Origin of the sequence: Microbacterium sp. (genome assembly GCF_047972865.1) — a bacterium.
Lineage (GTDB): Bacteria > Actinomycetota > Actinomycetes > Actinomycetales > Microbacteriaceae > Microbacterium.
On record NZ_JBKEAY010000192.1, the window covers coordinates 1 to 11,872 of the forward strand.

At 68.7% G+C, this 11,872-nt stretch carries 13 protein-coding genes and 1 pseudogene; 10 read left to right on the forward strand and 4 right to left on the reverse strand.

The window, feature by feature from the left end:
* The 4 genes from ACK5KK_RS11420 to ACK5KK_RS11435 all read left to right on the forward strand — a co-directional run.
* On the forward strand, positions 1-662 hold a 662-nt coding region (locus ACK5KK_RS11420; protein WP_416890206.1), incomplete at its 5' end, for an ABC transporter substrate-binding protein.
* 77 nt (positions 663-739) lie between these two features.
* A complete protein-coding gene (locus ACK5KK_RS11425) occupies positions 740-1,732 on the forward strand; it encodes a FecCD family ABC transporter permease (RefSeq protein ID WP_416890207.1) in 993 nt (330 codons plus the stop codon).
* Complete coding sequence (locus tag ACK5KK_RS11430) at positions 1,729-2,502, forward strand: ABC transporter ATP-binding protein (RefSeq protein WP_416890208.1); 774 nt, start codon at positions 1,729-1,731, stop codon at positions 2,500-2,502. The genes ACK5KK_RS11425 and ACK5KK_RS11430 overlap by 4 nt, the downstream gene beginning before the upstream one ends.
* Positions 2,499-3,314, forward strand: a complete 816-nt coding sequence (locus ACK5KK_RS11435) for a class I SAM-dependent methyltransferase (RefSeq protein WP_416890209.1) — start codon at positions 2,499-2,501, stop codon at positions 3,312-3,314. The genes ACK5KK_RS11430 and ACK5KK_RS11435 overlap by 4 nt, the downstream gene beginning before the upstream one ends.
* A gap of 192 nt (positions 3,315-3,506) precedes the next feature.
* Here the strand turns inward: ACK5KK_RS11435 and ACK5KK_RS11440 are convergent, their stop codons facing one another.
* Positions 3,507-4,535 (reverse strand): GTP-binding protein, encoded by a 1,029-nt coding sequence (locus tag ACK5KK_RS11440; protein ID WP_416890210.1) that lies wholly within the window; start codon positions 4,533-4,535, stop codon positions 3,507-3,509.
* 68 nt (positions 4,536-4,603) lie between these two features.
* Between ACK5KK_RS11440 and ykgO the strand changes: the two genes are divergently transcribed.
* Positions 4,604-4,726, forward strand: coding sequence for a type B 50S ribosomal protein L36 (gene ykgO / locus ACK5KK_RS11445; protein ID WP_023951906.1), 123 nt, complete (start codon positions 4,604-4,606; stop codon positions 4,724-4,726).
* 274 nt (positions 4,727-5,000) lie between these two features.
* On the opposite strand, the gene ACK5KK_RS11450 is transcribed toward ykgO, so the two are convergent.
* On the reverse strand, positions 5,001-5,963 hold the full coding sequence (locus ACK5KK_RS11450; RefSeq protein WP_416890211.1) for an EamA family transporter: 963 nt from the start codon (positions 5,961-5,963) through the stop codon (positions 5,001-5,003).
* A 186-nt stretch (positions 5,964-6,149) separates the two neighbouring features.
* Here ACK5KK_RS11450 and ACK5KK_RS11455 point away from each other — a divergent pair, with 186 nt between their 5' ends.
* Genes ACK5KK_RS11455 through ACK5KK_RS11465 form a run of 3 tightly spaced genes read left to right on the forward strand, consistent with a single transcriptional unit; the run spans position 6,150 to position 9,636 of the window.
* Positions 6,150-8,363: an MMPL family transporter gene (locus ACK5KK_RS11455; protein WP_416890212.1), complete on the forward strand. Its 2,214-nt coding sequence runs from the start codon at positions 6,150-6,152 to the stop codon at positions 8,361-8,363.
* Complete coding sequence (locus ACK5KK_RS11460; RefSeq protein WP_416890213.1) at positions 8,360-8,935, forward strand: isochorismatase family protein; 576 nt, start codon at positions 8,360-8,362, stop codon at positions 8,933-8,935. Before ACK5KK_RS11455 ends, ACK5KK_RS11460 begins: the two co-directional genes overlap by 4 nt.
* Positions 8,932-9,636 (forward strand): DUF2510 domain-containing protein, encoded by a 705-nt coding sequence (locus ACK5KK_RS11465; RefSeq protein WP_416890214.1) that lies wholly within the window; start codon positions 8,932-8,934, stop codon positions 9,634-9,636. The genes ACK5KK_RS11460 and ACK5KK_RS11465 overlap by 4 nt, the downstream gene beginning before the upstream one ends.
* Here the strand turns inward: ACK5KK_RS11465 and ACK5KK_RS11470 are convergent.
* Both ACK5KK_RS11470 and ACK5KK_RS11475 read right to left on the reverse strand, forming a co-directional pair.
* Positions 9,596-10,078 (reverse strand): DUF2306 domain-containing protein, encoded by a 483-nt coding sequence (locus tag ACK5KK_RS11470; protein WP_416890215.1) that lies wholly within the window; start codon positions 10,076-10,078, stop codon positions 9,596-9,598. The genes ACK5KK_RS11465 and ACK5KK_RS11470 overlap by 41 nt on opposite strands.
* Entirely contained in the window at positions 10,014-10,517 is a 504-nt protein-coding gene (locus ACK5KK_RS11475; protein ID WP_416890216.1) for a ferritin, read from the reverse strand. Before ACK5KK_RS11475 ends, ACK5KK_RS11470 begins: the two co-directional genes overlap by 65 nt.
* Positions 10,518-10,648: 131 nt before the next feature.
* Between ACK5KK_RS11475 and ACK5KK_RS11480 the strand changes: the two genes are divergently transcribed.
* Together ACK5KK_RS11480 and ACK5KK_RS11485 are read left to right on the forward strand one after the other, a co-directional pair.
* Positions 10,649-11,410 (forward strand): dienelactone hydrolase family protein, encoded by a 762-nt coding sequence (locus ACK5KK_RS11480; RefSeq protein WP_416890217.1) that lies wholly within the window; start codon positions 10,649-10,651, stop codon positions 11,408-11,410.
* 51 nt (positions 11,411-11,461) lie between these two features.
* Positions 11,462-11,872: pseudogene (locus ACK5KK_RS11485) on the forward strand (hypothetical protein); the annotation flags it as partial.

The window sequence follows — 11,872 nt, forward strand, 5'->3', positions numbered from 1 at the left end:
TGATGTCACCCTCGAACTTCGATGAGCCGACCCTGGACCGGGCGTGGGAGATCGTCGACATCGTCGGACAGGTCTATGACCGTTCCGCCGATACGACCGCGGTCATCGACCGGGTGAAGGACGGCATCGCGGAGGTGACAGATCGCGTTCCCGAACTGTCGGAGCAGGACCGGCCAGAAGCAGCGAGCTTCGCCACCACCAACTACCTGATGGGTCAGCACCGCATCCAGTCGTACATGCTGACCGACGTGCTGGGTGCGGTGAACGTGGTCGAGGGCCCCGGCACGTTCATTCCCGTCGCGGAGGAGCAACTACTCGATCTCGATCCCGCGTCGCTCGTCGTGATCGGCCACGAGGGGTACCTGAGTGTCGATCAGATCCGGGCCGGAGAGACCGTGGGTCTCAACTGGTCGTCGGTCGCGAGCCTGTCGGCGCTGGAGAGCGGACGGATTGTCGATCTCGGGTTCGATGAGTGGCGCCCGACGATCGAAACACCGATCGCGATGCTGAAGATCGCGTCGATGCTCTATCCCGATCAGTTCGCCGACATCGACGTCGCACAGCGGGAACGCGAGTTCTATCAGGACGTGTACGGGCTCGACGAGGCCGGCGCAGAGCAAGCGATCCTCGACCAGCAGTGGATGCCCGGAAGCTCGGAGTGAGTCCCGCTGCGCCCACGGCAGCTCAGCACGACATCGGCGCTGCACTGCGTGTCTCATCCTCGCGCCGACGACGGGCCGTGTGGCTCGTCGTCGGCGCGGCGATCACGCTGGTGGTGTCATGTGTGGTCTCCCTCGGCATCGGAGCGTTTTGGATCCCGTTGCCGGATGTGGTCGCGGCACTGTTGGCGCCGCTGACGCGGAGCGATGTCGCGGGCGTGCACTCCTCGGTCGTCTGGGACATTCGCATGGTCCGGGTGCTGCTGGCAGCCGCCGTGGGGGCAGCGTTGGCCGTCAGCGGGGCTGCGTTCCAGGCCACGTTCCGCAACCCGCTCGTGGAACCGTACGTGCTCGGCGTCTCTTCCGGTGCGGCTTTCGGCGCCGGCGTGGCGATTGTGATCACCGCGGTCCCCTTTTCGGCGCAGGGGCTGGCCTTCGTCGGCGGCCTCCTCGCGGTGGCGGTGACGTTCGCCGTGTCCAGGGTGCGAGGGGATCGCTCCACGTTGGTGCTCGTGCTGGCTGGAATCGTTGTCGGGTCCTTCTTCATGGCGATGTTCTCGCTGTTCCAATACGCCGCATCCGATGCGCAGCTTCGACGTCTCGTCTTCTGGGTGATGGGCGGCTTCTACACCGCACAATGGGACCAGGTAGCGCTGGCTGTACCGGTGACGATTGCGGGCGTGTTGGTGCTTTCGCTGCTCGGATGGCGACTGAACATCCTGTCGCTGGGCGACGAGGAATGTCGCGCGCTCGGCGTCGCTCCGCGGCCCCTGCGCCTGTGGGTCGTGGTCGCGGCGACGGCATTGACCGCGATCGCCGTTTCCGTATCGGGCATCATCGCATGGGTCGGTCTGCTGATCCCGCACGCGGCGCGATTCGTCGTGGGCGTGGACAATCGCGTACTGATCCCGTTCTCCGCGATGCTGGGGGCGGCCTTTCTGGTGGCCTGCGATGACATCGCACGCACGATCTACTCCGGCGAGCTGCCGATCGGCATCATCACGTCGGTCCTCGGCGCACCGTTGTTGATCGTCCTGCTGCGCCGGCGCACCACCCACTGGGGCAACTCGTGAGCCTCGTCGTCACGGAGGTCACTTTCGGGTACCCGAGAGCGAGCCGCGTGCTCGACGGAGTCTCTCTCGAGGTGCCGCCCGGGACCGTCACGGCGCTGTTCGGCCCGAACGGGACGGGCAAGTCGACGCTCTTTCGTTGCATCCTGGGGCAGCTGCCCCACAGCGGCGATGTTCGTGTCGACGGTGAGTCGACGCGGCGGTGGAACGCGAAGCAGGTGGCTCGCCGTATCGCCTTCGTCCCGCAGGACCACCGTGCCGCGTTCCCGCACACGGTGCGAGACATGGTCGTGATGGGAGCGGGAGCGAGGCTGGCCGGTCCTTCTTCAACCGATATCGAGGTCGCCCTGCGGCATCTGCACGGGCTCGGCCTGCTCGATCTTGCGGAGCGTCCCTTCACCGCTCTGAGCGGCGGGCAGCGCCAACTCGTGCTGATCGCTCGCGCACTCACGCAGAATTCCCCCTATCTCCTCCTTGACGAGCCCACGGCAAGCCTGGACTTCGGCAACCAACTGATGACCTGGGAGACGATCCGGCACCTGGCGCACGACAGCGGAAAGGGGATCCTGGTGTGTTCGCACGATCCGAACCACGTGCTGTGGTTCTGCGACGATGCCGTCACGCTCCTGCGCGACGGGACCACCGGACCGCGGGGTGAAGCCAGAGAAGTGATGACGCAGGAGCTGCTGAGGAGCCTCTATCCGGGCGATCCTGTCGTCTCCGCGGTGGGGGAGCGTCCCGTGGTGACTCCGGGAGGCAGCAGTCAGCGGTGAGTGAGGAGCGACGAGCGGGGCAGCCCCCGGACGCGCTGACGGAGCGCATCCGTGAGCGCTTCGAGGCGTGGGACGCCATGCATCGGTACTACTTTCCCGACTACGACGTGCGCTGGGAGAGGACGATCTCGCTCATCGCGGCACGCCTGGCGACCTTGCGCCCGTTGCCGCACCACGGCGGACTCCCCAACGACGGCCGGATGGCGCGGATCCTCGACCTGGGATGCGGGCCGGGCACACTGACGCGCCGACTCGCCGCCGCACTGCCACCGGCCTGTCGTGTCATCGGGGTGGATGCCGACCCCCTGCTCATCGGCCTTGCGCGTGCCGCACAGGGGACGGCCCGTTTCGAGTGCGCTACAGCGGGTGCGAACACGCTGGGCTCCCGCTTCGCGGGCGAAGGTGCCTTCGACATCATCGTGTCATCGGCTTTCGTGCACTACTTCGACAGTGCTGGGCTGCTCGTGCTGCTGCGTGAATGCCGGTCGTTGCTGGCTCCCGGGGGAGCACTCATCACGGTCGAGCGGTTCGCCGCAGACGCCCCCACCACAACCGACGTCGGTGCAGCGCGAGATGAGCACGACGTGTCTGCATGGGCGCGGTGGTGGGCCCAGACCCGAGCCGCCCCCGACCTTGCGCCTCTGCATCAATCGTCCCCGCCCGTCACGACCGGTGAGGAGGACGAGGACGAACCGCCGCCGCCGACCGAACTCGTCTTCGTCCGGTCACTGGCCACAGCGGGCTTCGCCATCCATGGCACGGAGCGCACCCCCGGTGGTAGCACGATCATCACGGCTCTCCGGGAGACATGACGGCGGACGCGTCGAGGCGGCCCCGGCGCCGAATGAGCACCATGACGTCGTCCAGGGCGGCCGGTTCCCCGCCGGGAGTGGTGGTCTCCCGTGGCCGCCGGAGGTCAGCTTTGCCGTGGCGCGCCGCAGGTCCACCTCGCGAACCAGTGCCGCAGGCGAGCGCAGAACGCTCGCGCTGGCGAGTCGAGCTCATTAGCGGCGGTCGGCGGCCTTCGTCCAGACCGGGAACGGGTCAGGGAACGCTGCCCAGGAGGCAGGGCCGGCGGCGAACTCGGCATCGGTGAGCGCAGCCTCGTCGAGCGCCGCGGCGAGTCGGGCGTGGTCGAGGTCGACCCCGATGAATGCGATGTCCTGGCCGAGCGCGAGCAGCTCGTCCCCGTCATCGAGGCGCTCGTCGAGCGCGAGCGGGTTCAGAGCGATCACGCGGCCGACGTGCTCCCACTGGGCCACGATGCGTGCGCGGGTGGCGAGCCGGCAAAACCCGGCGGAGCGCACGACGGTACCGAACTCGCCGGGGTCGATTCGGTTGTCAAGCAGTTGGGCGAGCCGGCCAGGGTGCAGCGGGCGGACCTGCTCATACCGGAAGGCGCTGACGCGCGGGTCGGTCAGGTGCGGGTCGAAGCTCCCGTTGAGCAGACACACCCACCCCGGGTGCTCCTGCTCGATCGAGTAGGGTTCGTCTGGCTCGAGGTCATCGACGGAACCCTGCTGCAGCCGAAGGCGCGCGTGCGGGCTCAGGTGGCTCAGCAGCGCCATCACGATCGCGAGATCTGGAGGTGCGAGGGGCTGCCAGTTTACGAGCACGATCGACGAGGCGAACTCGATCTGCCAGGTCGTGAGGTGCGCGCGCGCCTCGAGTGGCGCGGCGATCCCGCTGTCGGCGTCGCGGAGCGCCAGGTAGTCATCCCGACGCAAGTCGTCGCACAGGTGCGCGGCATCGACCACACAGACCACTCCGAGCAGTTGGGTGCGGTCGTCGAAGTCGGAGAGGGCGCCGATCAGCTCGGTGGTGGGAACGTCATCGGGAACTTCCACCACCGCTCCTGCGGTGGGGTTCGTCCACGACGACAGTACCGCTGCCTCCTGGGCCGGATTGGGAGAGCCGGCCAGGAGAGATGCGGAAATGAGCGACCGGTTCGTCAGCTCGGCCAGCTGCGTCGCGTACCGGCCCCGTTCCGGCCCGCATGTTCCGACCACCGCGACCACGCCCACTGTATCCACCGTTGCTCCTCGTTCTTATTGCTGCCGGTATGCTGATAAATGATAAGTGTTCTCATTTAGGAGTTGTCATGAAAGTCCGCGCGTCGATCAAGTCCCTCAAGAACCAGCCCGGGGCACAGGTGGTGCGCCGCCGTGGCCGGGTCTACGTCATCAACAAGCTCAACCCGCGTTTCAAGGGCCGCCAAGGCTGACCGAGGGTCCTGCGCGCGACACCACTGCGTTCACTCGGTCGCTGGTCTGGCAGGCGGCGAGTTCCGTGAGCCGCAGCGCCCGTGCCGCCATGCACGAGCCCACGGAGAACACCGCACTCGGCGCCACGGACGTGCGCTCGGATCCGCGGGTCCGGGGACGCGAGATTTGCGCCGCCGGCCTACCGATGTCGTGGTCACGGTGACCGGCGTCGTGGTCGGCCACAGCAATCTCCGCATGTAGTGTGCGGGCCTTCCGGTCCTGCCGTCGGCGGCGTTACGCCGCGGCCAGCAGTGCCCCCGCGGTTACCGCGAGTGCCAGTCCGATCCACTGGACGGCCGCGATCCGCTCCCGTAACAGCATCGCCGCCAGCAGGACCGTCCCCGCTGGATACAGCGCGGTCAACGCGGAGACGACAGCGAGGTCGCCGTCGGCGCGAAGCGCCAGCAAAAGCAAGACGTTGGCCCCGGCGTCGAGCACACCGCAGACGATCGCCAGCAGCCACCCGCGGCGGATCGTCGCGGTCACCGCAGCGGCCCCGGGTTCGCCGCGTCGCTCGGCATCCGCACCTCCCCCAGGGGCGACGCTGGCGGGACGTGCGGACGGGGTCAGTGCGACGCGGGCGCGTCGACCGCGGCGGAGGGCCGCGACCACCAGAATTCCCACGATGCCCCCTGTGATCGCCGCGTTGACGAGCCGGTTCATGAGGAGGGGCACGATGCCACTGGCCTCGGAGGTCTGATCGATGATGATGAGGAAGGCGCCGATCGCCAGTCCCGATCCGACCGCCATCAGCAGCCCGCGCGCGGATGGACGGACGATCTTCTCGCCGGGGAGGAACGCCACGAGGATGATCGCCACCAGTGCCACCGGCAGCCCGATGTAACCCCACGGTGAGAGTCGCTCGGATTCGATGAGCAGGGCCCACAGTATCGGCGCGATCGCCGAGACCACGGCGGTCACCGGGGACAGGATGCTCATCGGCCCGATCGCCAGACACGCGTAGAGCAAGCCGATCGCGACTGCTCCGGTCGCGCCCGAGATCGCGCCCCACATCACATCCGGGGCTGACCAGGCCCCGCCGAACACCGGGTACACCAGCGCGAGGACGACCAACCCGCTCGCGGCCGCCGTCGCGGTCACCACGATGGCGCGCAGCCGTCGAGCGGCCAGCCCGCCGAGGAAGTCGGCCGATCCGTAGACGAGGGCGCCGAGTAGGGCGAGGGCGGCGGCGGTCATCGCCTCACAGCATAGAGGTCGAGCCGACGGCAAGGCTGACCCGTTCAACATTCAGTCCGCGTGCCGATTCGGCGCGCCGCGCGCGGCGGGATCGCGCGGGTGCAGCTCGCCGGCGGTGGTGCGGGACCGAATTTTGGACACGTGCGGGTGTTGGCCGTTTCGATATTTGCTAGATAAGCTAGCGATATGCCCCGAACTCACCAACCGTCCCGTTGGCTGCGTGTCGGCCTTCCGGTGCTCCTCATCGCGATCTGGCTCGTCGGCGGAGCGGTCGGCGGGCCCTACTTCGGCAGGGTCGACGAGGTGTCGACCAACGACCAGTCGACGTTCCTGCCCGCGAGCGCCGAGTCCACGCAGGTGCAGGAGCGACTGAGCGAATTCACCGGTACCGATTCGGTGCCCGCCGTCATCGTCCTCACCGCCGACGGCGGCATGGACGCCGACCGGCTCGCCGACCTGCAGTCCGTCGTTGCTGACATCGCCGACATCAACGGTGTGGGGGAGGTGTCCCCGGCGATTCCGTCCGAGGACGGCGCGGCGGCCCAGGTGTTCGTGCCGATCGACTCCAACGGGGAAGTGCGCGACACGGTGGAAGAGATCCGTGCGATGCTCGCCGACGACCTTCCCGCCGGCGTCGAGGCCTGGGTCACCGGGCCGGCCGGATTCACCGCCGACCTCGTGAAGGGCTTCCTCGGCATCGACGGACTGCTGCTGAGTGTCGCGCTCGGCGCCGTGTTCGTCATCCTCGTCATCGTCTACCGCTCCCCGCTGCTTCCGATTCTCGTGCTACTGACCTCGGTGTTCGCGCTGTGCGTGGCCCTTCTGACGGTGTGGTGGCTCGCCAAAGCGGGCATCGTGGTGCTCAACGGGCAGGTGCAGGGAATCCTGTTCATCCTGGTGATCGGTGCCGCGACCGACTACGCCCTGCTCTACGTCGCCCGGTTCCGAGAAGCGATCGGCAGCGGCCAGGGGCGTTGGCAGGCCACGATGACCGCGTGGCGCGGATCGTTCGAGCCGATCGTCGCCTCGGGGGGCACCGTGATCGCGGGGCTGCTGTGCCTCCTGCTCAGCGATCTGGCCAGCAACCGCGCGCTCGGGCCGATCGCGTCGATCGGCATCGTGTTCTCGTTGCTGTCGGCGCTGACCTTCCTGCCCGCGCTGCTGGCGGTGTTCGGCCGCGCGGCGTTCTGGCCGTTCGTGCCGCGACACGGCGGCACCGAACTGCCCGCCCGCCTCGCCGACGCGCCCGTGCGCGGCTTCTGGCCGCGGCAGGCGCGACTGATCGCCCGGCACGCGCGGCCGGTGTGGATCGTCAGCACCCTCGTGCTGCTGGTGGCCACGGCCGGAGTCCTGCAGCTGAAGGCTGACGGCGTCCCCGCTAGCGACCTCGTGCTCGGCGCGTCGGAGGCGCGCGACGGCCAGGTGGTGCTCGCCGACCATTTCCCGGCAGGTTCCGGCGCGCCTGCCTATGTGATCGTTCCCGAGGGTGACGTCGCGGCCGCCGCGACGACCCTTGCCGGCTCCGACGGCGTCGACTCGGTCGCGGCCGTGGCCCAGGACTCGCCGACGGGACAGGTCGGTGTCTCCGTCGACGGGGCTGACGTGACCTACACCGTTGCCGGTCCGCCCGGCATCCCGGTTCCCGACCCGACGACGGTCGACGGTGAGGTGATGCTGGTCGCCACGCTCACCGATGCCTCCGATTCGCTCGCGGCGGAGGAGACCATCACCGAGTTGCGCACCGGTCTGCACACCGGCATCCCCGACGCGCTCGTGGGCGGGCCGACCGCGCTCGACCTCGACAGCAATGACACGTCGATCCGTGACCGCACCGTCATCATCCCGGTGATCCTGGTGGTGATCCTGGTCATCCTGATGCTGCTGCTGCGCGCCGTCGTGGCCCCGGTGCTGCTGATCCTCAGCGTGATCGTCTCGTTCGGTGCGGCGATGGGCGTGAGTGCGCTCGTGTTCAACGGGGTGTTCGACTTCCCCGGGGCGGACCCGGCGGTGCCGCTGTACGGATTCGTGTTCCTGGTGGCGCTCGGAGTCGATTACAACATCTTCCTGATGTCGCGGGTGCGCGAGGAGTCGCTCGCGCACGGCACTCGCGAGGGCATCCTGCGGGGTCTGGTGGCCACCGGCGGGGTGATCACGTCGGCCGGTCTGGTGCTGGCGGCCACCTTCGCCGCGCTCGGGGTCATCCCGATCCTGTTCCTCGCGCAGCTGGCGTTCATCGTGGCGTTCGGGGTGTTGCTCGACACGTTCGTGGTGCGGTCGCTGTTGGTGCCGGCGGTGGCGTACGACCTCGGCCGGGTCATCTGGTGGCCGTCGAGACTCGCACGGCGAGACGCCGACGCGGCGGAGACGGAGTCTGAGGATCGGCGTACGCTCAAGGTATGACGCGGGTACTGTTCATCGTCGATGTCCAGAACGACTTCACCGAGGGCGGCGCGCTGGGGGTGGCCGGGGGAGATGCTGTGGCAGCGGGGATCACCGCTCACCTGGCGGACCGCGCATCCGACTACGGGCTGATCATCGCGTCACGCGACTGGCACGACGCCGACAGTGACAACGGCGGGCACTTCGCCACCGGCGAGCCCGATTACGTCGACACCTGGCCCGTGCACTGCGTCGCCGGAACGCCGGGCGCGGACTACGACCCGGGGCTTGTCACCGACGCCGTGACGCACCACGTGAAGAAGGGCCAGGGCATCCCGGCGTATTCGCTGTTCGAGGGCACGACCGACGCCGGTGAGACCGTGGCCGAGCTCCTCACCGGCCACGGCGTGACCGAGGTGGACGTCACCGGCATCGCGACCGACTACTGCGTGCGGGCGTCTGCGGTGGATGCCCTCGCGCACGGCCAGCGGGTACGGGTGCTCACCGGGCTGGTCGCCGGTGTCGCCCCGGAGTCGAGCGACGCGGCGTTGGCCGAACTCGCCCACGCCGGTGCGGTTCTGGTGCAACCGTGACGGCACCGGCCGGGTGGTATCCGGACCCGGAGAATGCGTCGGTGCTGCGGTGGTGGACCGGCACCGCGTGGACGGCGGACCGCACCCCGATGCCGGGGGTTGTGCCGGGGGCTGTGCGGTCGCCGGCATCCGTGGTGCCGGCGGTGGTACCGCGCGCGGCCGATGGCCGGACGATTCCGGCCTCGACCGTTCCGCGGCCGGCCGAAGGCGTGCCGACCGGGACGGTGTGGGTCTACCTGGCGACCATCGTCCCGCTGCTTGGGGTCGTGCCGCCGTTCTTCATCGACTGGGAGGCTCTCTTCGTCGGCGGTGCGTCGACCGCGTTGTCTTCGGGTCTTTCCGGCCTGTACGCCACCGTGAATCTGGCCTGGATCGGCGGGACGCTGATCGCGCTCGTGGTGGGCGTGGGATCGGTGCTGTTCGCGTGGCTGGATTGGCGTGAGCTGTCGCGGCGCGGCATCCCGAAGCCGTTCTCTTGGGGTTTCGCCGCGTTCGTGTTCGTCCTCGGCATCGGCGTGTACGTCATCGGTCGCACGGTGGTGCTGGTGCGGCGCACCGGCGCAGGTCTTGCGGCGCTCTGGGTGTGGATCGCGACCCTGGCGGTGTCGGCGATGGCCGGGGTGATCCTGTCGACGATCATCGTCCAGCACATCCTCGACCTCATGCTGAGTCTTCGCGGCGCGTTCCCGGTTCTGCCGTGACCGCACCGAGGTTTCCGCGGGTGAGGCGGTAGCTTGGCAAGCCGCGGCGGCGGATCAGCCACTCCGCCACCAGCAGATTCGGCAGCCACGCCAGGAACGGAACTGCAGCATACGCGTTGGCGAACGCCGAGGAGTATGCCGTGGGGGTTCCCAGCACCAGCGTGGCCACGATCAGCACCGGGGTGATGATTCGCAAGGTCACCGCGCCGTAGGTGAGGGCGTAGTTGCGGATCATCCACGCCTGGTGCGCGGCGACGTCGTGCGCGCGGATCGCCCGATAGGCCCGCGCGGCGGTCCAAAGCCACACCAGGGCGAGGGAGGAGAAACCGAAGAACCCGACCCAGCCGGTTCCGTGGGGTTTCCCGCGGTGGCGCCGGTCAGGCGCTTTGGGTCGGACGCTGGCCGAGCTCGTTGTCGAGGCGGAGCAGGCCGGGGCCGTCATCTTTGATGATCTCCAGGTGGCTGAGGATCGTCGACACCGTCGCCTCTTCCTCGATCTGCTCGGTCAGGAACCAGTCCAGCAGCGGGCGGGAGTCGAGGTCGCCCTCCTGCTCAGCGGTGCGGTAGAGGGTGCGGATCGCCTCGGACACCTTCTGCTCGTGCTGATAGGCGGCGGTGAACGCGTCGTGGACCGTCTCGACGTCGACCGTGGGGGCGGCGATCGCCCCGATGCGGGGGTGGTTGTCGCGATCGAGCATGTGGTCGATGAACTTGTTGGCGTGCACGACCTCCTCCTCGGCCTGCTCGCGCAGCCACGAGGCCATGCCGGGGAGGTCCATGTTGTCCAACTCGATCGCCAGCTGGCGATACACGATCGACGCCTGCATCTCCAGGGTCACCTGTGCGTTGAAAGCCTGTTCGAGTGCCGATGACATCTTCATGTGGCCAGCCTATTGCCACCGGGCCCAGTGCCGGGCGGCCCCCGCGCCCCGGCTGGGCAGCGCTCGCGCGGGGCGGTGTGCATCGGTGCGCGTCGGTGTAGACAGGAGGGGAACCGATGCGGAGGAACACCGTGACACGCACCACGAACATCACCATCACGACCGACGACGGCGTCGCCGAGGCCCTGCTGATCGCCCCGGACGAGCCGGGGGAGTACCCGGGGGTGGTGTACTACCCCGATGCGATGGGCGTGCGTCCCGCGTTCGAAGACATGGCCGAGCGGGTCGCGAACTGGGGCTACGTCGTGCTCATGCCGAACTACTTCTACCGGTCCGGGACCATCGAGCAGATGATCCCGAAGATCGACTTGAGCACACCGGAGGGGTGGGCGCGGATCGGCGAGGTGGGGCTGGCCGAGCGCGTCGGGAGCGTCGATCGTGCCGATGCCGTGGCCGATGCCGGGTACTTCGTCGACGCGCTGCGCGGCGCCGACGGCGTCGCCGAGGGCGCCGTCGCGACCGCCGGCTATTGCTTCGGGGGCCTGCAGGCGTTGCGGGCAGCCGAGTCCCGCCCCGAGGTGGTGTCGGCCGTGGGGGCCTTCCACACCGGGGGGCTCGTCCAAGACACCCCGGACAGCGTCCACCGCCACTTCGCCGACACGCGGGCCGAGTACTACCTCGGTCATGCCGACGCCGACCCGACCGCCACCCCTGAGAACATCGCGACCGTCGAGACGGCGCTCGCCGACGCCGGCCGGACCTACACCTCGGAACTGTACGAGAACGCCGGGCACGGTTTCACCGTCCCCGACCTCGCGCCCTACCGCCGAAACGTCGCCGAACAACACTACGACCGTCTGCGCGAGCTGCTCGGACGGGCGCTGGCGCAGTAGGAGCGCGGTCTTGCAATCGGTCGCGGGGCGAACCGGTGTGCGGCTGAGAGTGTGAAGACGCAGATCCTGGAGGCGTTCTACGCGAACCTGTGGATCGACGATGACGGCCACGACGTGTCCGCGCACGGCGATGTTCATGAGCCGATCCTGGCCGTCCAGACGACAGCGCATGAGTGGACGTGCAGGCAACAAGAAGCCGCCGGTGTGGTGGGCGCAGTACGGCCTGAGGGACAGGGATGTTGTGCGGACTCTCTTGACTCTATGGGGTGCGCTGTGCGGTGCGCATCCGACTCGTCGTACTGTGTCCGTTGCGATCTGCTCGTCGGCCTCGACGGCCTCCACGTCGTCGGCGTGGGGCGTGACGAGGGTCTGCTGGTGATTGATGCCGAGTCGCCTCCGGGTCCGGTCGGGTGCCCGGGGTGCGGGGTGGTTGCGGAGTCGGCGGGACGGAAGTCCCTCACC

Coding starts and splice junctions, on each gene's coding strand:
- ACK5KK_RS11455 (WP_416890212.1), top strand. CDS start 6,150: ATGCCCCGAACTCACCAACCGTCCCGTTGGCTGCGTGTCGGCCTTCCG.
- ACK5KK_RS11450 (WP_416890211.1), bottom strand. CDS start 5,963: ATGACCGCCGCCGCCCTCGCCCTACTCGGCGCCCTCGTCTACGGATCG.
- ACK5KK_RS11460 (WP_416890213.1), top strand. CDS start 8,360: ATGACGCGGGTACTGTTCATCGTCGATGTCCAGAACGACTTCACCGAG.
- ykgO (WP_023951906.1), top strand. CDS start 4,604: ATGAAAGTCCGCGCGTCGATCAAGTCCCTCAAGAACCAGCCCGGGGCA.
- ACK5KK_RS11470 (WP_416890215.1), bottom strand. CDS start 10,078: ATGACGGCCCCGGCCTGCTCCGCCTCGACAACGAGCTCGGCCAGCGTC.
- ACK5KK_RS11475 (WP_416890216.1), bottom strand. CDS start 10,517: ATGAAGATGTCATCGGCACTCGAACAGGCTTTCAACGCACAGGTGACC.